The organism is Ruegeria sp. AN11, from assembly GCF_056536005.1.
Window position 1 is genome coordinate 3,214,096 of record NZ_JBQFJD010000001.1, and the last position, 25,491, is coordinate 3,239,586.

At 60.6% G+C, this 25,491-nt stretch carries 27 protein-coding genes; 13 read left to right on the forward strand and 14 right to left on the reverse strand.

Annotation, left to right across the window (positions count from 1 at the left end):
- The first annotated feature begins 10 nt into the window (after nt 1-10).
- Both ACR3EQ_RS15915 and ACR3EQ_RS15920 read left to right on the forward strand, forming a co-directional pair.
- Nucleotides 11-673 (forward strand): DsbA family protein, encoded by a 663-nt coding sequence (locus tag ACR3EQ_RS15915; RefSeq protein ID WP_170614227.1) that lies wholly within the window; start codon nt 11-13, stop codon nt 671-673.
- Complete coding sequence (locus ACR3EQ_RS15920) at nt 673-1,785, forward strand: CaiB/BaiF CoA transferase family protein (protein ID WP_170614228.1); 1,113 nt, start codon at nt 673-675, stop codon at nt 1,783-1,785. The genes ACR3EQ_RS15915 and ACR3EQ_RS15920 overlap by 1 nt, the downstream gene beginning before the upstream one ends.
- Here ACR3EQ_RS15920 and lpxK read toward each other — a convergent pair whose 3' ends face one another.
- The 5 genes from lpxK to ACR3EQ_RS15945 all read right to left on the reverse strand — a co-directional run bounded on the left by lpxK (nt 1,786) and on the right by ACR3EQ_RS15945 (nt 7,904).
- Nucleotides 1,786-2,784: a tetraacyldisaccharide 4'-kinase gene (gene lpxK, locus ACR3EQ_RS15925; protein WP_170614229.1), complete on the reverse strand. Its 999-nt coding sequence runs from the start codon at nt 2,782-2,784 to the stop codon at nt 1,786-1,788. It lies immediately after the preceding gene.
- Nucleotides 2,771-4,006, reverse strand: a complete 1,236-nt coding sequence (locus ACR3EQ_RS15930) for a glycosyltransferase N-terminal domain-containing protein (protein ID WP_170614230.1) — start codon at nt 4,004-4,006, stop codon at nt 2,771-2,773. The genes lpxK and ACR3EQ_RS15930 overlap by 14 nt, the downstream gene beginning before the upstream one ends.
- Nucleotides 4,003-4,803 carry a 3'(2'),5'-bisphosphate nucleotidase CysQ gene (locus ACR3EQ_RS15935; protein WP_170614231.1) on the reverse strand — a complete coding sequence of 267 codons (801 nt, stop codon included), beginning with the start codon at nt 4,801-4,803 and terminating at the stop codon, nt 4,003-4,005. The genes ACR3EQ_RS15930 and ACR3EQ_RS15935 overlap by 4 nt, the downstream gene beginning before the upstream one ends.
- Nucleotides 4,790-6,136, reverse strand: a complete 1,347-nt coding sequence (locus ACR3EQ_RS15940; protein ID WP_480491197.1) for a TldD/PmbA family protein — start codon at nt 6,134-6,136, stop codon at nt 4,790-4,792. Before ACR3EQ_RS15940 ends, ACR3EQ_RS15935 begins: the two co-directional genes overlap by 14 nt.
- Nucleotides 6,137-6,386: 250 nt before the next feature.
- A complete protein-coding gene (locus tag ACR3EQ_RS15945; RefSeq protein WP_170614233.1) occupies nt 6,387-7,904 on the reverse strand; it encodes a DUF2125 domain-containing protein in 1,518 nt (505 codons plus the stop codon).
- 134 nt (nt 7,905-8,038) lie between these two features.
- Between ACR3EQ_RS15945 and ACR3EQ_RS15950 the strand changes: the two genes are divergently transcribed.
- The 3 genes from ACR3EQ_RS15950 to ACR3EQ_RS15960 are packed head-to-tail and all read left to right on the forward strand — an operon-like array spanning nt 8,039 to nt 10,127.
- Nucleotides 8,039-8,788: an SDR family oxidoreductase gene (locus tag ACR3EQ_RS15950; RefSeq protein WP_170614448.1), complete on the forward strand. Its 750-nt coding sequence runs from the start codon at nt 8,039-8,041 to the stop codon at nt 8,786-8,788.
- A 5-nt stretch (nt 8,789-8,793) separates the two neighbouring features.
- A complete protein-coding gene (locus ACR3EQ_RS15955; RefSeq protein WP_480440920.1) occupies nt 8,794-9,393 on the forward strand; it encodes an enoyl-CoA hydratase/isomerase family protein in 600 nt (199 codons plus the stop codon).
- Nucleotides 9,390-10,127 (forward strand): VOC family protein, encoded by a 738-nt coding sequence (locus tag ACR3EQ_RS15960; protein ID WP_170614235.1) that lies wholly within the window; start codon nt 9,390-9,392, stop codon nt 10,125-10,127. The genes ACR3EQ_RS15955 and ACR3EQ_RS15960 overlap by 4 nt, the downstream gene beginning before the upstream one ends.
- On the opposite strand, the gene ACR3EQ_RS15965 is transcribed toward ACR3EQ_RS15960, so the two are convergent.
- Complete coding sequence (locus ACR3EQ_RS15965) at nt 10,128-10,424, reverse strand: HNH endonuclease (protein ID WP_170614236.1); 297 nt, start codon at nt 10,422-10,424, stop codon at nt 10,128-10,130.
- Nucleotides 10,425-10,471: 47 nt separating this feature from the next.
- Here ACR3EQ_RS15965 and ACR3EQ_RS15970 point away from each other — a divergent pair, with 47 nt between their 5' ends.
- Nucleotides 10,472-11,656: a TIGR03862 family flavoprotein gene (locus ACR3EQ_RS15970; protein ID WP_170614237.1), complete on the forward strand. Its 1,185-nt coding sequence runs from the start codon at nt 10,472-10,474 to the stop codon at nt 11,654-11,656.
- Nucleotide 11,657: 1 nt separating this feature from the next.
- On the opposite strand, the gene holA is transcribed toward ACR3EQ_RS15970, so the two are convergent.
- From holA to ACR3EQ_RS15990, 4 genes are all read right to left on the reverse strand, one after another.
- Nucleotides 11,658-12,686, reverse strand: coding sequence for a DNA polymerase III subunit delta (holA, locus tag ACR3EQ_RS15975; protein WP_480491199.1), 1,029 nt, complete (start codon nt 12,684-12,686; stop codon nt 11,658-11,660).
- Nucleotides 12,683-13,186, reverse strand: a complete 504-nt coding sequence (lptE, locus tag ACR3EQ_RS15980; protein ID WP_170679423.1) for an LPS assembly lipoprotein LptE — start codon at nt 13,184-13,186, stop codon at nt 12,683-12,685. The genes holA and lptE overlap by 4 nt, the downstream gene beginning before the upstream one ends.
- Nucleotides 13,173-15,806 (reverse strand): leucine--tRNA ligase, encoded by a 2,634-nt coding sequence (leuS, locus tag ACR3EQ_RS15985; RefSeq protein ID WP_480491201.1) that lies wholly within the window; start codon nt 15,804-15,806, stop codon nt 13,173-13,175. The genes lptE and leuS overlap by 14 nt, the downstream gene beginning before the upstream one ends.
- 72 nt (nt 15,807-15,878) lie before the next feature.
- Nucleotides 15,879-16,367 carry a DUF3576 domain-containing protein gene (locus ACR3EQ_RS15990; RefSeq protein ID WP_170614449.1) on the reverse strand — a complete coding sequence of 163 codons (489 nt, stop codon included), beginning with the start codon at nt 16,365-16,367 and terminating at the stop codon, nt 15,879-15,881.
- A 282-nt stretch (nt 16,368-16,649) separates the two neighbouring features.
- On the opposite strand from ACR3EQ_RS15990, the gene ACR3EQ_RS15995 reads away from it, so the two are divergent.
- Both ACR3EQ_RS15995 and ACR3EQ_RS16000 read left to right on the forward strand, forming a co-directional pair.
- Nucleotides 16,650-17,714: a porin gene (locus ACR3EQ_RS15995; RefSeq protein ID WP_170614241.1), complete on the forward strand. Its 1,065-nt coding sequence runs from the start codon at nt 16,650-16,652 to the stop codon at nt 17,712-17,714.
- Between the two features lie 104 nt (nt 17,715-17,818).
- The gene (locus ACR3EQ_RS16000) at nt 17,819-18,478 is read left to right on the forward strand and encodes a YggS family pyridoxal phosphate-dependent enzyme (protein WP_170614242.1); all 660 of its coding nucleotides are present in this window, start codon (nt 17,819-17,821) and stop codon (nt 18,476-18,478) included.
- Here ACR3EQ_RS16000 and ACR3EQ_RS16005 read toward each other — a convergent pair.
- Together ACR3EQ_RS16005 and ribA are read right to left on the reverse strand one after the other, a co-directional pair.
- The gene (locus ACR3EQ_RS16005; RefSeq protein WP_170619279.1) at nt 18,462-18,962 is read right to left on the reverse strand and encodes a L,D-transpeptidase family protein; all 501 of its coding nucleotides are present in this window, start codon (nt 18,960-18,962) and stop codon (nt 18,462-18,464) included. The two genes, ACR3EQ_RS16000 and ACR3EQ_RS16005, sit on opposite strands and share 17 nt — an antisense overlap.
- Nucleotides 18,959-20,053, reverse strand: coding sequence for a GTP cyclohydrolase II (gene ribA / locus ACR3EQ_RS16010; RefSeq protein WP_170614244.1), 1,095 nt, complete (start codon nt 20,051-20,053; stop codon nt 18,959-18,961). Before ribA ends, ACR3EQ_RS16005 begins: the two co-directional genes overlap by 4 nt.
- Before the next feature lie 162 nt (nt 20,054-20,215).
- Here ribA and ACR3EQ_RS16015 point away from each other — a divergent pair, with 162 nt between their 5' ends.
- Complete coding sequence (locus tag ACR3EQ_RS16015) at nt 20,216-20,902, forward strand: response regulator transcription factor (RefSeq protein WP_170614245.1); 687 nt, start codon at nt 20,216-20,218, stop codon at nt 20,900-20,902.
- Between the two features lie 202 nt (nt 20,903-21,104).
- On the opposite strand, the gene ACR3EQ_RS16020 is transcribed toward ACR3EQ_RS16015, so the two are convergent.
- A complete protein-coding gene (locus ACR3EQ_RS16020; RefSeq protein ID WP_480491204.1) occupies nt 21,105-21,347 on the reverse strand; it encodes a hypothetical protein in 243 nt (80 codons plus the stop codon).
- 210 nt (nt 21,348-21,557) lie between these two features.
- On the opposite strand from ACR3EQ_RS16020, the gene ACR3EQ_RS16025 reads away from it, so the two are divergent.
- From ACR3EQ_RS16025 to ACR3EQ_RS16040, 4 genes are all read left to right on the forward strand, one after another.
- Nucleotides 21,558-22,346, forward strand: coding sequence for an exodeoxyribonuclease III (locus tag ACR3EQ_RS16025; RefSeq protein ID WP_170614247.1), 789 nt, complete (start codon nt 21,558-21,560; stop codon nt 22,344-22,346).
- A 76-nt stretch (nt 22,347-22,422) separates the two neighbouring features.
- Nucleotides 22,423-23,340, forward strand: coding sequence for a thioredoxin (gene trxA / locus ACR3EQ_RS16030; RefSeq protein WP_170614248.1), 918 nt, complete (start codon nt 22,423-22,425; stop codon nt 23,338-23,340).
- 27 nt (nt 23,341-23,367) lie between these two features.
- Nucleotides 23,368-24,009, forward strand: coding sequence for an LON peptidase substrate-binding domain-containing protein (locus ACR3EQ_RS16035; protein WP_170619278.1), 642 nt, complete (start codon nt 23,368-23,370; stop codon nt 24,007-24,009).
- Nucleotides 24,006-24,191 (forward strand): Trm112 family protein, encoded by a 186-nt coding sequence (locus ACR3EQ_RS16040; RefSeq protein WP_170614250.1) that lies wholly within the window; start codon nt 24,006-24,008, stop codon nt 24,189-24,191. Before ACR3EQ_RS16035 ends, ACR3EQ_RS16040 begins: the two co-directional genes overlap by 4 nt.
- A gap of 25 nt (nt 24,192-24,216) precedes the next feature.
- Here ACR3EQ_RS16040 and ACR3EQ_RS16045 read toward each other — a convergent pair whose 3' ends face one another.
- Entirely contained in the window at nt 24,217-25,479 is a 1,263-nt protein-coding gene (locus ACR3EQ_RS16045) for an FAD-dependent monooxygenase (RefSeq protein ID WP_480491206.1), read from the reverse strand.
- Nucleotides 25,480-25,491: the final 12 nt, after the last annotated feature.

Consider the following 25,491-nt stretch of genomic DNA (forward strand, 5'->3'; position numbering starts at 1 on the left):
AGGGCTGAGAATGAGCCGTATTGCAACCGTAATCTGCGCGGCGGTCGCCGTTGCCGCTGGCGGCTATTGGCTGTCGCTGTCAAATTCCACCCCCGCCAACCCGCTGATCAGCAGCGCCGAGGCGCAGGAAGCCGACCTGGACACCTCGACCATTAAAGAAATGGTGCAGGGGGCCGCAGATGCTCCGGTCGAGATCATCGAATATGCATCCTACACCTGTCCGCATTGCGCGAATTTTCACACCGGGCCGTACAAGCAGCTCAAAAAGGAATTCATCGACACAGGCAAGGTGAAGTTCATCTACCGCGAGGTTTATTTTGATCGCTACGGTCTGTGGGCGTCGCTGGTGTCCCGTTGCGGCGGACCGGAAAAGTTCTTTGGCATCACGGATCTGATCTATGAAGGCCAGTCCGAGTGGTCCCGCGCGGGTGGTCCCGCCGAAATCGTTGACGAGCTGCGCAAGATCGGTCGTCTGGCCGGTATCGGCAACGATGAGCTTGAGGCCTGCCTGCAGGACGGAACGCGCGCCCAGACGCTGGTGGCCTGGTATCAGGAAAACGCCGAGCGCGACGGCATCACCGCGACACCGTCATTTGTCGTTAACGGCAAAAAGGTCTCGAACCAGTCTTACGAAGAGTTCAAACAACTGATCGAAGACGAGTTGGGCAACTGATGGCGGCCCCGCTGGCCGGTCTGAAGGTTGTCGAACTGGCACGAGTTCTGGCTGGCCCCTGGGCCGGTCAGACCTTTGCGGACCTTGGGGCCGAGGTCATCAAGGTCGAATCTCCGGACGGGGATGATACCCGCGCCTGGGGACCACCCTTTGTAACGCGGGATGACGATGTATCGGCGGCGTATTTTCACGCGACCAATCGGGGCAAGGCGTCTGTCACGGCGGATTTCAGAACCCCCGAGGGTCAGGAAAAGGTGCGCGCGCTGATAGCGGATGCAGACGTCCTGATCGAAAACTTCAAAGTCGGCGGCCTGAAGAAATACGGGCTGGACTATGACAGCGTGAAACAGATCAATCCGCGTCTGGTCTATTGCTCGATCACCGGGTTCGGTCAAACCGGTCCCTACGCCAAGCGGGCCGGGTATGATTTCATCATTCAGGGCATGTCCGGACTGATGTCCATTACCGGTGAGGCGGACGGGCAGCCGCAAAAGGCGGGCGTTGCGACAACGGACGTGTTCACAGGGGTATATGCAGTCGCGGGCGTACTGGCCGCTCTGTATCAGCGCCAGACAACAGGCCGTGGGCAACATGTGGACATGGCGCTGCTGGATGTCGCCGTGGCTGTCACCGCCAATCAGGCGCTGAACTACCTGACAACCGGTGTTGCGCCTTTGCGGATGGGCAACGCGCACCCCAACCTGGTTCCGTACCAGGTGTTCGACTGTGCCGACGGCCATATTGTCATCGCCACCGGCAATGACCGTCAGTACCAAAGCCTGTGCCAAATCCTGGGGCTGGCAGAACTGGCCACCGCGCCGGATTTTCTGCACAACAAGGACAGGCTGGCCAACCGCCGGGTGCTGATCGCCCGTCTGAATGGCGAAACGGCGCAGCGCAACAAGGCTGAACTGCTGGCAGCCTGCGAGGCCGGGGGCGTTCCCGCCGGTCCAATCAATACGATGGACGAGGTGATGGCGGACCCACAGGTCATTGCGCGTGGAATGCAGATTGAACTGGACGGTGTGCCCGGTGTGCGCACGCCGTTTGTGTTTTCCGATGCCGAGCTTGCCCTGACCCGCCCTTCGCCGAAGTTGGGCGAGGATAACTGATCAGGGCGGCGGAACCGCTTTCAGCACCATGTCCCGGACCAGATCGGATTGGTCCACCTGGAGACGAACAGGCAGGGTGATCACCTTGCTGCGGAACGCGGGCGGCAGGCGCACGGCGTCTTTTTCGGTTGTGACCATCTGTGCGCCCAGCAGGCGGGCTTCGTTTTCCAGACGGGTCATCAGGGCGGGTGTCAGAGGCTGGTGATCATCCAGCGCCTCGGCCCGAAGCAGGCGCGCGCCCTGCTGGCGCAGGGTCCGAAAAAACTTCTCCGGATGCCCGATGCCTGCGAATGCCAGAACCGGGGCGTTGTCCCACTCCATGCCAGTTTGCAGCCGTTCCACCGCGCCGGTGGCATGCGGCACGTTCAGACGTTTGCCCCACTGCGCGGTAAATGTGTTCTGTGCGTCGGAATCGCCAAGTGACAGAACCAGGTTCGCACGCTGCAGACCGGCGTCGACGGGTTCGCGCAGGGGGCCGGCAGGCAGGCACAAACCGTTTCCGAACCCGCGTGCAGCATCCACCACGATGACCGAGAAATCCTTGGCAACGGACGGATTCTGAAAACCATCATCCAGAATGATCGCGGTGGCGCCTGCATCGGCCGCCGCTTGTGCACCTGCTGCCCGGTCCTTGGCCACCCAAACTTCGGCAAAGGCCGCCAGCAACAAAGGCTCGTCTCCGACCTGTGCGGCAGTGTGTTTGCCCGGATCAACGCGCACGGGCCCGTCCAGCGAGCCGCCATGGCCGCGCGAAACCACATGCGCTTCGTGCCAGGCGTTGCGCAGTTGTTCGATCATCCAGATCACGGTGGGTGTCTTGCCGGTGCCGCCCGCATTCAGGTTGCCGATACAGATGACCGGAACGCCCGGCCTGATCCCCGGTTCCGAGGCGACTCGCCGGGCAGTCGCCGCCGCATAGAGCCACCCCAGCGGCGCCAGCAACCGGGCACGCAATGCGGGACGGTCGGGCGGGGAATTCCAGAACTCAGGTGCCCGCATGCTGTGTCCTCCGGAGGTCCAGCAGGTCCTGAACCATGTCGATCAGCCGATCTGCCTGTGGGGCGCCCTCGGTCACGATCTGCCATCCGGCCAGGGCCATATCGGCCGCGCGGTCCGGTGCCAGCAATTCCTCGACCGCGTCGCCAAGTTCGGTTGCGGTTCTGACCGTGCGGGCGGCATCCACCATGTCCAGACGGTCATAGAGCTCCTGATGGCGGTGGACGAACGGTCCATGGATAACCGCCGATCCAAGTGCCACCGCTTCAAGCGGATCATGACCGCCCATGCCACTCTCCAGCGAACTGCCTGCGAATGTCACTGCGGAAACCCGTTGCCACAGGCCCAGATCCTCGCGCTCGGCGGACAGGATCACCTGTGTTGTGTCTTCGATCGGTTCGCCGTTGTCCCAGTTGACACAGCGCAGGTCCATGGCCGCAAGCCGCCGGTGCAGGGGGGCCGCTTCGGACGCGTCCGCCACATGCAAAACCAGCGCGAGCCTGGGCAGCATCCGCAACGCCTGCCGGTGCGCGCTGAGCACCGAGATGAACTCCTTGTCCTGCACGCATGAGGCAAGCCAGACAGGACGACCGGCCAGCACGTGATTGGTCTCGATCAACTCGTCTTCGGGCCATGGGCGCGGGTTGGGGCTGATATGCAGCGGCGGAGATTCCGTGACCTTGGCCGAATGTATGCCCAGCCGCCGGATCTGACGGGCGGCTTCAGGCGTGGTCGTGAGAATCGTGTGAAAACAGTCGAACGTGTATCGGGCAAGGTCGGGCAGCCATCTGGCCCCCCGCGGAATCACGACATCGACCTGAGCTTCGACCAGGATCAGCGGAATGCCGTTTTCTTCCGCCTCGGTGATCAGGTTGGGAACAAGCCCGCCGCCAACCCAAACACCAATGTCCGGTCGCCAGTGCTCCAGAAAACCGCGAACCGCGCCGGTTTGCTCGGCCGGAAGGGAAACAACCGGAAAGGTGCTATCCGCCCAAAGCGCTAGGTCGGCGCCGTAAGGGGCGGTAATCAGCACCGACAGGTCAGGACGGGACCGCGTCAGCCTGTGGCAAAACTCATCAACGACGCGCAAGCGCAGGTGGCTGTTGACGTGAACCCAAAGCAATTCGCCGTCCGGGCGCGCCTGCTGCTTTTGCCCTCCGGTTTTGGGCACGCCCCAGGATAGTACCCGATAGGCCGCAAGGCTGAAGGACCTGGGCTTGCTCATACCGGCAGCCCGTGCCCGTCCGGGTCAAGCTGTTCACACAGCAACCTATAGGTTTCGGCACCCGCCGCGATCACACCGTTAAGGCGCGGTTGGGGGTTGTTGAAGCGCAACGGCTGTCCTTGCCGGTTCGAGCAGATGCCACCGGCTTCGCGGATGATCAGATCACCGGCTGCAATATCCCATTCCCAACTGGGCCTTAAGGTCAGCATCCCGTCAAACCGCCCTTGCGCCACTGCGGCCATGCGATAGGCCAGGGATGGGCGGTAGTTGCGTTTGAAATCGGGCACCTGCCCATGCTTCCAGTGAACGGGCTTCAGGTTAGGTTTGGCAGCCAGAATTTCGGCGTCATGCAGGCGGTTTGTCTGCGTGGTACGAATCCGCTCACCGTTCAGTGTTGCGCCCTGTTCAGCCGCTGCCGCATACAGGAGGTTTCGCATCGGCAGATAGATCACCGCCGCCGTCACCTTGCCCTGATCCGCGACCGCCAGGGAATGTGCCCAGGTTCGCGACCCTTCGGCAAAGCTGCGGGTTCCGTCGATCGGATCGATGATGAATGTCCTGCGGCGTGACAGCCGGTCGGGTGAATCTTCGGTCTCTTCGCTCAGCCAGCCATAACCGGGGCGTGCCGAAGGCAACATCTGTTCGAGCATCGCGTTGACGGCCAGATCTGCCTCGGTCACGGGGCCGGTGCCATCGGGTTTGTCCCAGCGCTGCGCATCTGCCCCCGAGTATCGGGTGGCGATCTTGCCAGCCTCCCGGGCGGCCTCGATCAGCAGGGGCAGGTCAGTTGCCGGCAAGTGTCATTCCCTCAATCAGCAGCGATGGGACAACCCGTGACAGATAGAGGCGCGCGTCATTTGCCGGGACGATCCGTTTCAGCATGTCGCGCAGATTGCCCGCAATCGTGCATTCGTTGACCGGGTGGGTAATCTGCCCGTTCTCGACCCAGAACCCGGATGCGCCACGGGAATAGTCGCCGGTGTTGGGGTTGATGGTCGACCCGATCATTGATGTCACAAGCAGCCCGGTGCCCATGTCGCGCAACAGGTCCTCGCGGCTTTGGTCGCCCTGCGTCAGGCTCAGGTTCCAGTTGCTGGGCGAGGGTGGTCCGGACACGCCGCGTGCAGCGTTGCCGGTGGACAGCATTTCTAGTTTTCGGGCACTGGACAGATCGAGGGTCCAGCCGGTCAGAACACCGTTTTCGACTATCGCCCGGCGGCTGGTCGGCAGACCCTCGGCGTCAAACGGGCGGGAACTCGAAATGCGCGGGCGATGCGGGTCTTCAATCAGCGACAGATGATCGGGCAGGACCTGCTGGCCCAAACAATCGGTCAACCATGACGCCCCGCGCGCGATTGCAGACCCGTTGGCGGCCGCCAGAAGATGGCCGATCAGCGAAGATGAGATGCGCTCGTCAAACAGGACCGGGAAACTGCCGGTTGCCGGTTTGCGGGCTCCAACCTGCTGGACGGCGCGTTCACCCGCAGTGCACCCGATCTCTTCCGGGCTGCGAAGATCGCTTTGGAAGGTGCGGCTGTCGCCGTCGTAGTCACGTTCCATCCCGGTGCCTTCGCCCGATATTGCGACACAGGATGTCGATCGGCTGCTGCGCAGATACCCCCCGGAAAATCCGTTCGTGGCCGCAAGATGCACCCTGTGTGTGCCATACGCAGCAGCGGCGTCTGACACTTGTGAGACGCCGGTCACGGCCAGTGCAGCAGCTTCGGCCGCCAGTGCGTCCTGCAGCAGGTCTTCGGCCGCGGGCTCGGGGGTTGGGTCGAACATTTCAAGCGAAGGCATGTCCCGTTCGGTGGCCAGCTGGCCGGGATCGGCCAGACCGGTGAACGGGTCTTCGGGGGCTTCACGCGCCATCGCCACGGCGCGTTCGGCCATCGCGCTCAGCGTCTCAGGGCGGCTGTCAGAGCTTGAGACAATCGCCTGACGTTTGCCAAGAAATACGCGCAGACCCAGATCGGTTCCTTCCGAGCGTTCGGCATGTTCCAGAGCACCCTCACGCACTTCGACCGACACCGAGGAGCCGTCAATCACGATCGCATCTGCGGATTCTGCCCCGGCCTTGCGCGCAGCATCAAGCAGGTGATGGCTGATTCCTTCGGGTGTTCGGGTCATGACGCCTCCGCTCTGATTATTACTGGACCTAGCCTTGGACTGCGCGCCCCGCAAGTCCTGCGGCCGGATTGAGCGTGACGAAGCACCGGATCAGTCTGAGTTTGGGGTATTGGTGGGATGTGTGTCCGGTTCGGCAGGGTGGGACGGCACTGTTGTGTTCGCTTTACCCGAGCTGCCGGGGGTCACGGTATTTGCTGAAGTGCGAGGCTGGCACCACAGGCCGTTCAGACTCGTGGTGCCAGTGGCTGGCTTATTTGATGCGCTGGCCGTTCGCCAGAATCTGACCGTCTTCGGTGAACTTGATGGTCGAGTTCAGCGTGTCCGGCGCGTCACCCGGTACGGCCATCAGCCCCATCATCATCCGGGCACCCAGCGCGTCGTTGTCCGAAATCACTCCCATGCCGATCAGCTTGTCGATCAGGGCGTTCGCCCCGACAAGCTGCAGATTCGCTTCGCCGGCGGGAACCGGCATGCCGCCAGGTTGCTGGGTGTTGGTATTGTCGAACGTGAAGTCACCGTCACCGGTCAGGCGGGCACCCACCAGTGAAACCAGAAGCTCGGTGATTTTCAGCGAGTGCAACTCGCCCGGTGCTTCGCCGGTCAGATCTTCTGCCACTTCGGGATCGAAGATATTCATCAGCACCTTGGCCGTTCCGGTGCTATTCAGCGCGATGGTCGCCGGGTCGCGGGGCAGCGCGCCTGCAGGGTCGAAGATTCCCCACAAAACATCGGACATGGTGAAATCGGTCAGGTTCAACCCAAAGGCAAAGGGCTGGATCTCTTCCGATTGCTGAACTGGCAGCTCGAATTTCAGCCCGGCATTGGTCATCGCGATTTCGATCGGGAACGGCAAATCCGCAGTCGTGACGGCCAGCCTGGTACTGTTTTGGTTGATGTCGTAGGCAATGCGCTGTGCGTCGAGGCTGGCGCCGAACTGGCCGCCTTCGGACTGGCTGCTCATGGAAAAGGCTTCGCCCTTGCTCGTGCCGGCGATATTGGTCTGGCCAGATGCATAGGTGAACCTGCCCGAAAAGGCGAAACCGGCCTCGTACAGCGCCGCCGGGTCCGACATGTTGAAGTCGGCCGGTATCACGCTGTCGCTGTCCATGACAAGCTGGTCCAGCTTTCCGTCGATTTTGCCGGTTTCACCGCTTTCGGGATCGTCAAAGGCAAGCCCGTACGTCAGGGCGGTCACCGCAAAAGACTGTTTGATGTCGCGCCCGTCGCGGATTCGCATCTGCGAACTGCCGGTCAGGCCGGTCATCGTCATGCTGGCGTCCAGAATTTCCCGGGGCACGGGCTGGCCGTCAACCTGAATGTTGTCCAGCGAGACCGCCATCGAATTGGCCGTATAGGTATAGGTCATGTCGTCCGGCGTGCCGGAAACAACCATGTCCAACCCATCCAGGGCGTAGACAACATCGGCAGAGAATTCCTCGCCTTCGGCATTGCCGGTGACGCTCATGGGAAAGGAGTCGGGAAAGCCAATGCTGACGGTCCCATCGCCGTTGTCGCCCAGCGTCATTTCCGGGACCTTGATCACGAACTGCCCTTCTTCTTCGGGCAAGGCCATTGCAAGGGTCATGTCCGAGATGGTGGTTACGGCACCGGACACCGACTGTTCGCCGTTTACGGTATAACCCATTTGCGTGAAGTAAGCCTGCCAGTCGGCCCAGACGTCGCTGGCTGTTACGTCGGCCAGCGCCCCTTGGCTGACAACGGCATAAGCCAGAACAGCGCCGCAACTGCGGCGAAGGAAATGCGACATAGGATTACCCTTCTCGATGAATTTTTGCGCATATCGTCGTGCCTGCGGCGGCGGGCGTCAAGGGGGCAGGGCTGGACCAATTCCCCTTGCGCGCGTTACAGAGTCCCCAGACATGATTTCAATGGGGGCAGAGTATTCCGATGCAAGGGAAAACTGTACTGATAACCGGCGCCAGCCGGGGTATCGGCGCCGAAGCGGGGCGCGTATTTGCCGCAGCCGGCGCCAATGTTGCATTGGTGGCGCGCAGTCGCGACCAGATCGAGGCTTTGGCCTCGGCGCTGGGTGACAACGCCATCGCGCTTAGCTGCGATGTCAGCGACTTTGCGCAGGTGGAACAGGTCGTGGCCGATTGCGTGGACCGGTTTGGCGGCCTGGATGTTCTGATCGGCAATGCCGGTGTCATTGAGCCGATCTTTCATCTGTCCAATGCCGATCCCGAGGCCTGGAGCCAGGCGATCGATATCAACCTCAAGGGTGTGTTCTACGGGATGCGTGCGGCGCTGCCCGTCATGCGTGCGGCGGGCGGTGGTACGGTTCTGACAATATCCTCGGGCGCGGCCTCCAACCCGGTCGAAGCCTGGAGCCATTACTGCGCGTCCAAGGCCGGAGCCAAGATGATGACCGAGTGCCTGCATCTGGAAGAGGCCCATCACGGTATTCGCGCGATGGGGCTGTCGCCGGGAACGGTTGCGACGGACATGCAGCGGGTGATCAAGGCCAGTGGTATCAACGCCGTCAGTCAGCTGGACTGGAGCGACCATATTCCGGCCGACTGGCCTGCACGGGCCCTGTTGTGGATGTGCACGCCGGACGCGGATGAGTTTCTTGGGACGGAAATCTCGCTCAGGCAGGAAGACATCCGCAAAAGGGTCGGGCTGACGTGATTGAAATGGATAAGGCCGACGGGTTGTGGACCGTCACCATCAACAACCCCGGAAAGGCCAACGCGCTGACCGGGGACATGCTGGCGCGTATGGCCGAGATCGCCGAAAGTGCAACACAGGCCCGCGCGTTGATCCTGACCGGTGCCGGCAAGGTGTTCAGCGCGGGCGCGGATCTGGACGAGGCCCGGGCCGGCCTGGCAATTTCGGACGTGTGGGAACGCCTTTCGGGCGCCATTGCCGCATTGCCCTGCCTGACCATCGCCGCGCTGAACGGAACTCTGGCAGGGGGCGCGAACGGCATGGCCCTGGCTTGCGATATCCGCATTGCAGTGCCGACGGCGAAGGTCTTTTATCCGGTCATGAAGCTGGGCTTTCTGCCACAGCCATCCGATGCCAAACGCATGACGGCGTTGATCGGACCTGCGCGGACAAGGCTGATCCTGATGTGTGGTCAGAAAATTTCCGCGCAAGAGGCTTATGCTTTTGGTCTGGTCGACAGGATCGTCGAGCCGGATCATCTGATGACCACTGCCCGTGATCTGGCAGCCGACAGCCTTGCGGCCAATCCCGAAATCGCGGCCGGGATCGCAAGGATGTGCCGATGAGATTGTCCGCCCTGCGCCTGCGTGTTGACGACCCGCATGCTCTTGCGGGGTTCTACCGCGATGCGTTTGGAATGTCCGTGCGGCGGGAAGGTCCGAACCAGCGGGTCGGTTATGCAGGTCAGGATGCGGATCTGTTGCTTATGCCTGGCGGTGGTGGCTATCGGCACGACCGGGGTCAGCGATACTGGAAGATCGGGATCACCCTGCCCGACGTTGATCTGGCCGCCGCCCATCTGCTTCGAATGGGTGTCGATGTCAGTGTGGCAAGGCAGTTCCTGGATATCGGATATATGGCACATCTGAGCGATTCGGACGGCTTTGTCATCGAATTGCTGCAGCATGATTTTGACGGCAACCGCCCGGACGGGGCCGCAGATCCAGAGGACCCCTTTGCGCGGGCCCGTATCGGACAGGTAACGCTGCGAACGGGTGATATTGCGTCCGAAGACCAGTTCTGCCGGGGTCAGGGCATGCGGTTGTTGTCGATGCAGGATGTCGCGCTTTATGGATTTGATCTGCACTTTTACGCCTTTACGAAAGACGTGCCGCCAAGTGGTGATCTTTGGGCCGTCCAGAACCGCGAATGGCTTTGGAAACGCCCCTATACCACGTTGGAGTTTCAGCATGTCCCGGATGCGCAATTCTCGCCGGTTCCGGATTATCGGGGGCTGGAAATAGAAGGGCTGAGTGCTGCGGTCAGCGATGCCGCCGGGGATCGATGGTTGCCTGCATAGTCAGCGCCCGCGCCGCTTGCTCGGAACCCTGGAACGGAAGCCGGGCGGTCGCTTTCGCACCCAGATCAGAAACTTCTCAAGCCGGGGATGTGCGCGCAGGGCTTCGACCGTACTGTAACTGCGCGCGAGTTCGGCTTCGGTCAGCGTGGCGTGAACTTCTTTGTGGCAGATCTGGTGCAGCAAAACGGTGGGTCCGCCCTTGCCACCTTTGAGTTTTGGGATCAGATGGTGCACGCTGCCGCTCCCTTCCGGGATCGGGCGGTCGCAAAGCGGGCAGATCGGATCGGTTGTCAACATGGTATGGCAGAGTCGCGCCGTCTGATGCACATGACAAGAGGGCAATGATGGCGCAGGCTGTGGTGATCGGAGCAGGTCCGGCGGGTCTGATGGCGGCAGAGCAACTGGCCCGTGCCGGCCATGACGTGCTGGTGCTTGAGGCCAAACCATCCGTTGCGCGCAAATTCCTGATGGCAGGCAAGTCCGGATTGAACCTGACCAAGGATGAGCCCTTTGATACACTGATCCGGTCTTATGGCAGCGCGGCAGACTGGTTGCGCCCGATGATCGCGGAGTTCGATGCGCACGCCGCGCAGGAATGGGCGCGCGATCTTGGGCAAGAAGTGTTTACCGGCTCGACTGGTCGCGTGTTTCCGAAGGCGATGAAAGCATCGCCCTTGTTGCGGTCCTGGCTAAGGCGACTGGATAAATCCGGGGTGCAGATCAGAACGCGCTGGCGCTGGCTAGGCTGGGAAGGACAGAAACTGCTGTTTGAGACACCCGATGGTCGTCAAAGCCTGTCCAGTGACGCCACGGTGCTGGCACTGGGCGGGGCCAGTTGGGCGCGACTGGGATCGGACGGTGCCTGGGCGACGCATCTTGCGCAGAAAGGTGTGCCTCTGGCCCCGTTCGCCCCATCGAACTCGGCCCTTTTTGTTTCCTGGAGCCCGCATATGCAGGCCCATTTCGGCGCGCCGCTCAAATCAGTTGAATGGCGCGCCGGTAAGCTGCGCTCTCGTGGGGAGGCGACCCTTTCGGCGACGGGGCTGGAAGGGGGCGGGTTGTATGCCTTGACCCCGGCGTTGCGCGACGGCGCGGAATTGCAGGTCGATCTCTTGCCCGATCTGGCAGAGGATGTGCTGCACCGCCGGTTCTCGGACAAAAAAACCAAGACGACGCTGTCTCAGTGGTTGAAAAAGAGTTTGCGATTGCCGCCGCAGAAAGTCGCATTGTTTCACGAAATGACGGCGGGGCAGTCACTTACGCCAAAACAGACGATCAAAATGCTCAAGGCTTTGCCCGTGCGTAGCGCGGAATTGCGCCCGATGGACGAGGCGATCTCGACCGCAGGTGGTGTTGTCCGCGCGGCTTTGGACGACGGGTTGATGCTCAGTGTCATGCCCGGCGTGTTCTGTGCGGGCGAGATGCTGGACTGGGAGGCTCCGACCGGCGGGTATCTGTTGACTGCATGTCTGGCGACCGGGCGATGGGCAGGCAGATCGGCGGCGGAATGGCTGGAACGGGCAAGGTGAACTAGCGCGACCGTGCCAGCATTGCCAGACGGATCATTGCCCGTTCGACCAGTGCCAGCGCGGGTGCGGTCTGACCGGCTGATCGCAGGGAAAGGTCCGTATCGGTCAGCACCGTCAGCGCGGTTTGCAGTTTTTGCGCACCCCAACCCTGTGCCTGCCGCAAAATCCGGTCGCGGCGCTTGCCGTAAACAGGCGGACGCAGCTTGCCGATACCCTGCGCTGCACCGCCCGGATCTGAAGCGCAGGCATAAAGCGTGCGAAAATGCCGGGTTGCCCCGATGCACAAGGTGACTGCGTTTGTGCCCTGCGCCTGCAAACGGCGAAGCAATGGCCCGATTTCGGCCGTTCGTCCTTCGGCAACCACATTCAGGACATCGTCCAACGCCGCTTCGGTCGAGCGCGGCGCGCAAGATTCGACATCTTCGATGGTCAGCTCAGAAGGGTCGCCGCGCTTGTATAATGAAATCTTTTCAACGGTCTGGGTGAAATCCCCAGGGCTGAGCGCAACCGCCAGTTCGGCCAGCGCCGACATGGTGTCGCGGGAAATGTTCTGAAGACCTGCTTCGGACAGAATCCGTTCGACCTCGGCCCGGGAAGGCGGATCGTCGTAGATACCCACGGCATAAGCCGCCGGATGGGTTTCGAACGCCTTGCGGATTTTCGAACTTGGTTTGAGCTGGCCGGCGGTCACAACGATTTGCGCGTCGCCAAGCGCCCAGTCTTCCAGCGCTGCCAGAATCGCAGGCGCTGCGGTCTCCGTCGCATCCTCGACAAAGGCGGCCCGGGGGCCGGGAAAAAACCCAACCGCCTTGATGGCATCCAGCAGCAACGCCGGATCGCCGCGCAATTCCGATCCCGGGATCCGGGTCAGCCGCATCTCTTCCTCGGCGGCGGGGCCCAGAAGGGCCGCCAGAACCTGCTGCCGTTTCAGCGCAACACGCATCGCATCCGCGCCATAGATCAGCAGCCCGGCCTTGTCCGCGTCGGGCCTGGTAAAATACCCCTCGGCCTCGCGCGGGCTGAGCTTCATGTGGCCGGACCTGTGGTGGCGTACAGGCGATTGACGATCTGATCCGAAAGCATCACCATCAGACGTTCCTTTGCCGCGCGTTCCCCGGCCAGGGTCGAGACGGTTGAACCGGCAGCCGAATAGGCCACGAAATTGGTCTCTGAACCTGATGCAACCACCTGCCCTGTGGCTTTCGACACAAGCGTAAAGTTGGCCCGGCCATTGATGGTCAGGCGGTTGATTTCGTTGGTCGTTGTGATGGCCGCAGCCAGAGTCGTGGTCGCGACCTGAACATTCAGGTCGTAATCCTCAACCTGTTCCGCGCTGCGCCCCAGACGCTGTTCTAGGTTCTGAACCAACAGATAGCTGTCGACGTCATTCGGGGCAGACACGACAACCTTCCCGTACAGCGCTTCGCCTGTACCGCCGGGGGCATAAACCGGCTGGAAGCCGCAAGCGGCAACAATCAGAGAAGCTGCAAGCGGCAGCATCCGCCACGATTTGCGATCAAACAACGACATTCACGATCCGGCCCGGCACTACGATCACTTTCTTCGGCGCTGCACCGTTCAGCGCCTTTTGCACAGCTTCGGTGCTGAGCGCGACTTTTTCAACCTCGTCCTTCGCCAAATCCTTGGACACGCTGATTTCCGCGCGGCGCTTGCCGTTGATCTGAATCGGCAACGTGACCGTGTCGTCGATCAGCATCGTCTCATCTGCGACGGGCCATGGGGCGACCGCCACCAGACCTTCTCCGCCCAGAAGCTGCCACAGCTCTTCGGACAGGTGCGGTGTCATCGGTGACATCAGTTGCGCCAGCGTCTTGGCTGCTTCGCGTTTCGCGGCGGTGCCCGCCTTGGATTTCGCCAGAGTGTTGGTGAACGCATAAAGCTTGGCGATGGACGCGTTGAAGCCAAAGGATTCGACACCACCCGACACATCGTGGATCGCTTTGTGCATCTCGCGCAGCAGGGTTTCGTCTTCGGCATTGGCCGGAACGTCCGCCTCGGCGATCTCGGAGGCGATGCGATGTACGCGGCTGAGGTGCTTGAACGCGGCCTCGGCGCCGGATGCAGTCCATTCGACGTCACGCTCGGGCGGCGAATCGGACAGCACGAACCAGCGGGCCGTGTCAGCGCCAAAGGCCGAGATTATATAGAGCGGGTCCACTACATTGTTCTTGGACTTTGACATTTTTGCAGAGGGCACAACGTCAATTGGCGTAAAGTCATTGGCACCTAAGAATGCGTCAGTCAACGCCATCGGGTCATGTTGAAGTGGCCCTACCTCTTCTCGAAGGAACGCTTGGGGTTTTCCGTTGACTTGAAACTCAACAACGTCGCTCGGGTAGAAGTAAACGTCCCTGAGCATGTTGTTCTTGTCTAATTTCTTTGACTTGTAGATCGCGTGCGTGACCATGCCTTGGGTGAACAGCGCATCAAACGGCTCGATGGCCTTTTTCGGCAGATGACCGGTGATCTGCATCGCTCGCGCGAAGAATCGGGAATAGAGCAGGTGCAGAATCGCATGCTCGATCCCGCCGATATACTGGTCCACATTCATCCAGTACTCGGCCTCAGTCAGATCGGTTGGCGTTTCAGCACGCGGGGCAGTGAAACGGGCGAAATACCACGACGAATCGACGAAGGTGTCCATCGTGTCGGTCTCGCGCTTTGCCGGGGCTCCGCATTTCGGGCAGGCGCAGTCACGCCAGGTCGGGTGACGATCCAGCGGGTTGCCGGGTTTGTCGAACGTGACATCGTCGGGCAGGCGGACCGGCAGGTTTTCCTTTTTCTCGGGCACCACGCCGCAGCTGTCACAATGAACAACGGGAATCGGGCAGCCCCAATAGCGCTGGCGGCTCAAACCCCAGTCGCGCAGGCGGTATTTGGTGACGCCTTCGCCCCAGCCGGCCTTTTCGGCAAAGTCGACGGTGGCGTCGATCGCCTCGTCACCCGTCGCCTCGGTCAGGCCAGCGAAGTGATTCACCCAGCGAACCTTTTCGGATTTGGGCGGGACAAAAGCGATCTTGTCGACCGGCGTGTCGTCATCCAGCGCAAAGAAGGTGTCCACCACGGGCAGGCCATATTTGCGGCAGAAATCGAGGTCGCGCTGGTCATGCGCCGGGCAGGCAAAGATCGCGCCAGTGCCGTAATCCATCAGGATGAAGTTGGCGATCCAGACAGGGAGTTCCCAATTCGGGTCCAGCGGGTGTTTTACGCGGATACCGGTATCATAGCCCAGTTTCTCAGCGGTCTCGATCGCCTCTTCCGTGGTGCCACCCTTGCGGCATTCGGCAACAAATTCAGCAACTTCGGGACTTTCTGCCTCAAGCTCCTTGGCAATCGGGTGGTCTGGTGAGATGCCGACAAAGGACGCGCCCAGCAGCGTATCGGGGCGAGTCGTATATACGGTGATCGGCTCTTCGCCATCGGTACGTTCGAACCCAAACTGAAGGCCGCGTGACTTGCCGATCCAGTTTTCTTGCATCAGGCGTACCTTGGCGGGCCAGTTATCCAGAGTGTCCAGCGCGTCGAGCAGTTCCTCGGAATAGTCCGATATCTTGAAGAACCACTGGGTCAGTTCGCGACGTTCCACCAGCGCTCCGGATCGCCAACCGCGCCCGTTTTCCACCTGTTCGTTGGCCAGCACGGTCATGTCGACCGGATCCCAGTTCACCACGGCGTTTTTGCGATACACCAGCCCGGCTTCGAGCATGTCCAGGAACAAGGCCTGCTGCTGGCCGTAATATTCGGGGTCACAGGTTGCGAACTCACGAGACCAGTCGATCGACAGGCCCAAAGGCTTCATCTGCCCGCGCATGTCTGCAATGTTGCCGTAGGTCCAGTCCTTCGGGTGGCCACCAATCGCCATCGCGGCGTTTTCCGCCGGCATCCCGAACGCATCCCAGCCCATCGGGTGCAGCACGTTGTGGCCGGTCGCCAGTTTATGCCGCGCGATCACGTCGCCCATCGTGTAGTTGCGCACATGCCCCATATGGATTCGGCCGGACGGGTAGGGGAACATCTCAAGCACGTAATATTTCGGCTTGTCCGCCTTGTGGTCGGCGGTGAAGATCCCGGCCCTGTCCCAGGCCTCCTGCCATTTTGCTTCGATTTCGTTGGCCGAGTAGCGCGACATGGTGCGGTCCTTCGTGAATGAAAACGCCGGGCATGAACCCGGCGTGGTAATATTGCGATTTGCGGCGGGTGGCTAGAACTTGTTGTCCGCAATGCGTAGCTGGCGTGCGCGGGACAGGATCGCATCCTCGACCGCGCGGGTGGTTGCGGCACTGACCGGAGCACCGCCACTGGTTTGCAGCGAGACAGTCAACGAGCGCGCCGCCAGCGCCGGGTCACTGATATGGACCGTCGCCCGGTACGAGCGCCCGCCACCCGGCGGCTTGCCATAGCCGGTCACAATCACACCGGTAAACGGGTCAACTTCCTGTACTGGAAGGAAATTCAGCACATCCAGCGAAGCGCGCCACAAGTAGCGGTTCACATTTGTGACCTGCTCGGAGTTGTTCGGTCCGAAGACATCCCAGATCGTTGTACGGCCCGGATCGCTGAGTTCGCGTTCGTCTGTCGAAGAGCCATCGACAGTCAACGAGCGTGCATCCCCCGGCAATGGCTGGCTGCGCCCGCAGGCGGCGACAGCGGCGGTCAGTATTATCAAACCCAGAATCGTTTTCAGGCGCATCGTCGACAGGTCCTGCTTCATTGGTTTTGCGTTGTTGGTTGATACTCCTAGACAAGGCGCAGTGCAGCAACAAGCCTATTCTTTTCTTATATTGGCGCAGAATGCGGGTTCCGGGGGTGGAAATCGACTGTGGCATCCTTGCACCAATCCGGGGCCAATGCAGGCGACGCAATTAAGGTAAGCTTGCGCGAAGGGGGCAAAAAGAGCGAAACGGTGTCCGTGCTGAGACATGTGCTGAGGCATATGTCGAGTAGAAAAACTTTTGAAACCGAGGGAAACAAGATGAAAAAAGTTCTCTTCGCATCGACCGCTCTGATTGCAACCGCAAGCGTTGCAGCGGCTGATGTTCGCTTCAGCGGTTACGGCCGTTTTGGTATCGGCTACCAGGAAGACCGTAGCTTCTCGACCTCCGCCGTTGTCCGCTCCGTGACAGCCGGTGGTGCTGTCACCACCACAACCCTGACTGCATCGGTTCAGGGCTCGGACACCATCCTGGTATCGCGCTTCCGTCTGAACATCGACGCAAACGTTGAAACCGACGGTGGCGTAGAGTTCTCGGGTCGTGTTCGTCTGCAGGCTGACGAAAACGCGGCAACCGGCGAAGCCAACTCGGCTGGCCTGAACGGCGCACGTTTCTCGGTCATCTACGGTGGTCTGCGTGTTGACGCCGGCAACGTATCGGGTTCGTTCGACAACTTGGCAAACTACTACGGTAACGAGCCTGGCCTGGAATCGTTCATCGGTCAGTACTCGGGCGTTGACTACAGCTTCCTGTCGTACTCCTCGACCGGTTCGGGCGCAAACGCTGTGTTCTTCCAGTACGCAGTTGGTGATTTCGCCTTCGGTGCGTCGTACGACCAGGTTGACACTGTGACCACCACAATCGGTACCGTCGCAGGTGGCCCGGCTCTGACAACTGTCACCGGTTCCGGCGACCGTTGGGACGTCAGCGCGACCTACAGCTTCGGCAACATCACTGCCGCTGTTGCTTACGGTCAGACCGACGTTTCGGGCGGTGGCAGCAAGCCTAGCCTGGCTGTTCTGACCCTGGGTGGCGAATGGGGCGACTTCTCGGGCACCCTGTTTGTTGCTGACGATAAAACCCGCGTAAGCGGCACCGACGGCACCGCATACGGTCTGTCGCTGGCCTATAACGTTGGCGCAGCAACCACCATCACCGCAGCATACGGTGACGGTTCGGCAAGCAACGACACCCGTCAGTATGGTATCGGCGCTATCTACGACCTGGGCGGCGGTGCATCGCTGCGCGGTGGTGTAGGCAGCTCGAAGCCGGGCGGCGGAAGCAGCACCATCCGTGCTGACTTCGGTGCTCAGTTCAACTTCTAAGTTGATCTGAAACCGCAAGGTTTGAGGGCAGGTCGAAAGACCTGCCCTTTTCTTTTGTGCCGACTTGGTGTTTGTCTGCGCAGGTAGGCAGATTGAGGAACCCCATGTCGCTGCAGGAAATCACCGACCGTATCGCCAAGGCGGAAATTGCCAATGGACGGCCCGCCGGCGCGGTAAAGCTGATCGCCGTTTCCAAGGTTCAGCCCGATGAACGGGTTCAGGCGGTGCTGGATCAGGGCCATCGGTGTTTCGGTGAAAACCGGGTGCAGGAAGCAGCAGGAAAATGGCCCGCCTTCAAAGAGCGGTACGATGGCATTGACCTGCATCTGATCGGCCCGCTGCAAACCAACAAAGCACGTCAGGCGATGGAACTGTGCAACGCGATCCACTCGGTTGACCGCCCCAAACTTGCCAAGACACTGGCGCGTCTGGCGCAGGAACTGGGCCACTGCCCTGACCTTTTCATTCAGGTGAATACCGGGGAAGAGGAGCAGAAGGCCGGAATCATGCCGTCAGATGCGGATGCGTTTGTTGCCGAATGCCGTGACCTCGACCTGCCAATTCAGGGATTGATGTGCATTCCTCCGATAGAGGAGGAGCCTTCGCTGCACTTCGCCCTGCTGGCAAAGATCGCAGCACAAAACGGCTTGTCCGGACTTTCCATGGGCATGAGCGGGGATTTCGAGAAAGCCATCGCGCTGGGTGCAACGCATGTTCGCGTCGGTTCGGCAATTTTTGGCGAGCGCGTCAGGCCGCAGGGATAATCAATCGCGTGCCTTGGGCGACACGCCTGGCAATCCATTTCAGATGGTCCCGGCGAAAGGCCACGCAGCCTTCGGTGGGAAACCCCTGTCGCCGCCATTGATGAATAAAGATGGCCGAGCCGCGCCCTGGAATCGCGTCGGGCCAGTTCCAGTCAACGACGAGCACAAGATCGTACAAAGGGTCTGATCTGCGCAGTTTCTCGTGGCTGTGGGCGTAGGGCGCCCGTACCAGATGGTTATAACCCGCATCCTGCATGTCGTCAGACCAAAGATCCCCCGGACCGATCGGACGCGCCCATGGCACGGGCCGACAGATGCGGTCCGGCCGGTACAGCATGGCCACAATCCGGTGCGTTCCAACCGGTGTTGCGCCGTCGCCTTCGCGCTTGTCCGCGCTGATCCCGCCTTTCCCGATGGTGCAGGGGAAGACCCGGCCCAGAAACCGGACACCGCGCGGCGTCAGCACAAGATCAATTGGTGTCACAGCAGATGGCCTGACTTTGCCGCCTTGGTCGCCAGATATCCCCGATTATGCGCCGTTTCACCAACCTGCAGCGGTACCCGTTCGGTTACGGCGATTCCTGTTTTCTCCATCATCGCAATCTTTGCCGGGTTGTTGGTCAGCAGGCGGACTGCATTGAAACCAAGGGATTTCAGGATATCCGACCCCAGGCGAAAATCCCTCTCGTCATCTTCAAACCCGAGGCGGTGATTGGCCTCGACCGTGTCAAACCCTTGATCCTGCAGGAAATATGCGCGCATCTTGTTGGCCAGCCCGATGCCGCGACCCTCCTGATTGAGATACAGCAGGACGCCGGCACCTTCCGTGCCCATCTGGGCCAGGGCCCCGCGAAGCTGCGGGCCGCAGTCGCATTTCAGGCTGCCCAACAGATCGCCTGTAAAACAGGCCGAGTGCAATCTGGCCAGAACCGGCTTGCTCCGATCCGGGCGTCCGATCTCGATGGCATAATGCTCTTCTCCGCCGTCTTCGGGGCGAAAAATGTGCAACCGGCCTGCCTCGGACACTTCCATTGGCAGGCGCGCTGCAACGACTTCGTGCAAGGCGCTGCGGTCGGCCAGATGAGGTGCCGCGCGCGTATGATCAATGCAGGTCAGTCCATGCGCTGCCGCAAAGGCGCGGCCGTCTTCGATTGCGGTGACAACAGCGGAAGGCAACAGGCGGGCGGATTTCGTCAGCGCAATCGCGATCCGATGCAGATTGGCATGTCCCTGACGCTCGGACATCAGGGGGCCTTTCATCGGTGCGTTCAGATCGTCTGACGGATCGGCGACGGCCTGCACCCATCCAATATCCGCATCCGCCGGAAGGATCACGCGCGCCAGATCGCCGTCATAGGCCCGGGCCTTGAGCGTTTCCGCCCGCCGTCCGGTGATCGTGACAACCGGGTCGCTGCCAAGACCCCTGAGATCGGCAAGCCTTTGCGCGCTGAGTGTTTCCGACGCCACGGCCAACACGCCAAGTCCGCCGTCATCTGTCAGGACCACAGGCAGGCCCATGCGCAGATCTGCCCGCGCCCGTGCCAGCAATTCCGAGATGTCTGGAATGAGACTCATCCGTGTTATCCTATAACGTTTCGTCCATGAGGTAGCCTGATCTGCGGAAAATGTGAAACATTTCCTATACGTCAGACACGAGGTCGTGAGACAGTTGCAGCAAATCTTGTTGATTGCATATTCCACACGCAAGTGATGCAAAAGGCATAGGAGGACGGGAACATGGCTCAGCTCAAGAAAATTCTGCTTGTGGATGATGACGAGGATCTGCGCGAAGCTCTGAGTGAGCAGCTTGTGATGACCGAGGATTTTGATGTCTTCGAAGCATCCGACGGGTCGTCAGCCATGGAGCGCGCCCGCGAGGCGATCTACGATCTGGTGATTCTTGATGTTGGCCTTCCTGACACCGACGGGCGCGAACTATGCCGCCTGATGCGTAAACAAGGTGTAAAAAGCCCGATTCTGATGCTGACTGGCCATGACAGCGACGCCGACACCATCCTGGGTCTGGACGCCGGCGCAAATGATTACGTCTCGAAACCGTTCAAATTTCCGGTTCTTCTGGCTCGCATCCGTGCCCAGCTGCGCCAGCACGAGCAATCTGAAGATGCGGTGTTCGTCCTGGGCCCTTACACTTTCAAACCGGCGATGAAGGTGCTGATCACCGAAGAGGATCGCAAAATTCGCCTGACCGAGAAAGAAACCAATATTCTCAAGTTCCTGTACCGGTCCACCGACGGCGTTGTTGCCCGCGATGTCCTGCTGCACGAGGTCTGGGGCTACAATGCAGGTGTCACAACCCACACGCTGGAAACTCATATCTATCGCCTGCGCCAGAAGATCGAGCCCGACCCGTCCAATGCGCGCCTTTTGGTCACAGAATCGGGTGGCTATAGACTCGTTTCGTAACTGGGTGTGGATTGAGGTGGATCAAAGTGATACTCTGTAAACATATTTAAGGTGATCGTATCCCGCGCATGTCCGGGTCATGACATGTACCTCCCTGTTGGACTGCCGGGCCTCCGGGCCCGGCTTTTTTTATTGCAACCGAAGGTTTACGTGTGAATTTCGGCGCTCCGGCCGTGTGGTTGCGCGCTGGCGTTATGTTAAGTCAGTTGTCTTTCCAGCGGTCTTCATACTCTCCGAGCAATCTGGACATTGTCAGCAGTGATGCGAAAAGCCGGGCGTAAACGTCCCGTGACAACATCGGTTTGTTGTCGTCCAGCAACTGCACGAGATCGCTCACACCTTCGGCAAAAGTATCGCACACCTGGTGGTCCGCGATCGTGGGGTCCAGCGTCCAGATGCCGTTCTTATCGTAGTACGCTGCAGGCTGCGGTTCGTGTTCAATCATGGTGTGGCCTCATTCATCCGATGCACACCTGTGACCGCGACATACAGCGGGCAAGCCTGTTGGCAGGAAGTCACAAGAAATTGGCAAACTCGATAAAGCGATGAAGAAAACGAGCGCCTCACATCAAATTACATGCGGGTTTTTTTTCTCATGGCACCCTGACCACCGGGGCGTTAGGTTGCACCAACCGCGATACAGGAGACCTTCCACATGCCCTTCACAATTGCCACATGGAACATCAACTCGGTCCGGCTGCGCGAACCTATCGTGTTGAAATTGCTGCGGGAAGAGGCCCCCGACGTTCTGTGTCTGCAAGAGTGCAAGTCACCGGTTGAAAAAATCCCGACCGAAGGGTTTGCCGAGTTGGGCTATACCCATCTGATCGCGCGGGGTCAGAAAGGGTATAACGGCGTAGCCATCCTGTCGCGTCTTCCGCTGGAGGAGGTGGGCGACAAGGATTTCGCCGGGCTGGGTCATGCCCGCCATATCGCCGGGCGGCTGGAAAACGGCGTGGTGATTCATAACTTCTATGTCCCGGCAGGCGGCGATGTGCCGGACCGTGAGGTGAACGAGAAATTCGGTCAGAAACTGGATTACCTGACGGATATGCGGGACTGGTTCCATTCGGAGAAACCCGAAAAATCCATCCTGGTCGGTGATCTGAACATCGCCCCGCGCGAAGATGATGTCTGGTCGCACAAACAACTGCTCAAGGTGGTGTCGCACACACCCATCGAGGTCGAGCAACTGGCCGAAACGCAGGATGCGGGCGGTTGGGTCGATGTCACACGCAATGACATCCCCGAAGGCCAGCTTTTCAGTTGGTGGTCCTATCGGGCACGGGATTGGGATGCTGCGGACAAGGGGCGGCGGCTGGATCATGTCTGGGCGACGCCTGATATTTCGAACGCGGGTCATTCCAGCCGCGTTCTGCGCGAAGCGCGCGGTTGGGAGAAACCCAGCGACCATGCGCCCGTCTTTGCGACTTTCGACCTTTGAGCCCGCAACTCTACTATTGGTTTCTGCCCTTTGTGGTTGCATATAGAGGCCAAGTTCGAACGAGAGAGTGTAAGCCATGGAACTTCTGAACGCCGCAGCCGGCGCTGATGTCACCGATCTGATCAAGGACGGAACCGAGGCCACGTTCATGGCCGATGTTGTTGAAGCGTCGCAGGAAACTCCGGTCATCGTCGATTTCTGGGCACCGTGGTGCGGGCCGTGCAAGACGCTAGGACCCCAGTTGGAAGAGGCCGTGACCGCCGCCAAGGGCGCGGTGAAGATGGTTAAGATCAATGTGGATGAGGCCCAGATGATCGCCTCGCAGATGCGCGTTCAGTCGATTCCGACCGTCTATGCGTTTTTCCAGGGCCAGCCCGTTGACGGGTTTCAGGGCGCGGTGCCGGGTTCCGAGGTCAAGGCGTTTGTGGACCGCGTGATCGAAGCGGCCGGCGGCCAAAGCCCGGGCGGACAGTTGGATGATGCCGTTCAGGCCGCCGAAGAAATGCTGGCCGAAGGGGCTGCCGTCGATGCGGCGCAGACCTTTGCCGCCATTCTGGGCGAAGATCCGAACCATGCCGGAGCCTATGGTGGTTTGGTGCGTGCGCATATCGCGTCTGGCGATCTGGAACAGGCCGAAGCCATCCTGAACGGGGCACCGGTCGAAATCTCCGGCACAGCCGAGCTTGAGGCCGCGCATGCCCAGCTGGAACTGGCCAAACAGGCAGCCGATGCAGGCCCGGTGGCCGAGCTGAGCGCCGCCGTCGAAGCCGAACCCGGCAACCATCAGGCCCGGTTCGATCTGGCGCAGGCGCTGCATGCCAATGGTGATGTCGAGGACGCGGTGGCGCAATTGCTGGAACTGTTCCGCCGGGACCGCGAATGGAACGACGGAGCCGCCAAAACCCAGCTGTTCACGATTTTCGACGCGCTCAAGCCAAACGACCCTGTGGTTCTGAACGGGCGGCGCAAGCTCAGCTCGATGATATTTGCCTAATTCCGGATCAGGGCTACACTCGGATACATGATGCATCCCGCCGATCTTCCGGAAACGGTATCCGTTTTTCCATTGCCCGGGGCGCTGCTGTTGCCCCGTTCTCGCCTGCCGCTGCACATTTTTGAGCCGCGTTATCTTCAGATGCTGGACGACGCGCTCAAGACTCAGGAACGGCTGATAGCCATGGTTCAGCCGAATCCGTGCCAAAGCGACGAAAGCAAGCTGCACCAGATCGGATGTGCCGGGCGGGTGACACAGTTTTCCGAAACGGAAGATGGCCGATATCTGATCACACTGACCGGGATTTCGCGGTTTCGGGTCAAATCCGAACTGGATGCATTTACGCCCTATCGACGGTGCTCGGTCTCGTGGGATGGGTTTGACCGCGATCTGGGCAAGGCGGAACAGGATGACGGGTTCAATCGCACAAGGTTTCTGAATCTTCTGGAGCGATTCTTTTCCTCACGCCATCTGTCGACGGATTGGGACACGTTGAAGGACGCAGATGATGAGTTGCTGGTCAACTCTCTGTCGATGCTGCTGGATTTCGACCCCGAGGACAAACAGGCTCTGCTCGAGGCGCCCTGTCTGCGCACCCGGCGTGAAACGCTTGTGACGCTGATCGAATTCGCCCTGCGCGGCGGCTCTAACGAGGAAAAACTGCAATGAGCGAACCCGACACCACTTTTGATCGCCGCATGCTCGAGGCGCTGATCTGCCCGCAAACCCATACGACGCTGCATTTTGATGCCGAAAAGCAGGAGCTTGTGTCGAAAGCCGCAAATCTCGCCTTTCCGATCCGCAACGGCATCCCGGTGATGCTCGTGGATGAAGCACGAGAACTCGACTGATCGTCTCAGGGTGCCCGGCGGCGTTTTAGATCGCGCGCCCCTGCAGCAGTTTTGGCAGGTCTCCGGTCAGCCCGGCGGCCTCGCGCACAAAGCCCCGGCGCAACCCGGGCATAGAGCCGACGATGCCCATGCCGATGTCGCGACCGATCCGCAGCAGCGGGTTGTCGTTGGAAAACAGCTTGTTGAACACATCCGTCGCCATGGCCAATGCGGCTGTATCGAACCGCCGCCACTCCTGATAGCGTTCCAGCACCAGAACCGAGCTGAAATCCTCGCCCCGCCGTCCGGCCAGCGTCAGCACCTCGGCCAGCGCGCCGACATCACGCAATCCGGCGTTTAATCCTTGCCCCGCAATCGGGTGCATGCCGTGCGCGGCATCCCCAACGAGTGCCAACCGCTCGCCGATGAAGGAATTGGCGATGGTCAGGTTCAGCGGGTAGGTGAACCGGTCGCCCTGCAAACGGATGTCGCCCAGGAAATCCCCGAACCGGGGGCGCAGGACCTGCAGATAGTCGGCTTCTGACAGGGCGTTGATGCGCCGGGCCGTGTCGGTCCGTTCACTCCAGACAATGGAGCTGCGATTGCCGGTCAGCGGCAGAATAGCCAGTGGACCTGGCGGCATGAAGAACTGGTGGGCAATGCCGTGATGGGGCAGGTCATGTTCGATTGCGCAGACCAGCGCCGTCTGCCCATAGTCCCAGCCGGTGCGCCTGATGCCTGCCCGCGCGGCAGTGCCGCTTCGGCGCCCGTCGCATCCGACAAGCAGGCCGCCGGTCAGAACAGAGCCGTCGTCAAGCGTCAGAGACACGCCCGTTGTATCGCATTCCTGCGCAACGACTGTTTTCCCGCTCAGCTGCGTGATGCCCTTTTCCTCGGCCATTGCCTCAAGAAAGGCGCGACGCAGATGGCGGTCTTCGACCATGTAGCCCATCGGGCCTTCTTCGATCTCGGCATGGTCGAAATGCATGAAGAAGGGCGACGGGCCGGCCCCGGCATGCCCGTCGGTGACCTTGATCTCGAGCATCGGTTGCGCGTGCCCGGCAACCCTGCTCCAGACGCCGGTCGCCGCCAGCAATCTTTGCGAAGCAAGAGCAAGTGCGTAGGCCCGGCCGTCAAATGCGGCGTCCTTGCGCACGGTCTCGGCCAGCGCGTCGATTACCGTTACAGAATGCCCGGTCTGCGCCAGTGCCAGTGCCAGTGCGGGGCCGTTCAGGCCGCCGCCAACGATCAGGATATCCGAAGCCTTAGTCATGCCCCGCAATATGCGCGCCCTTTCGGGATTGTCCATGTGCGGTCGTGT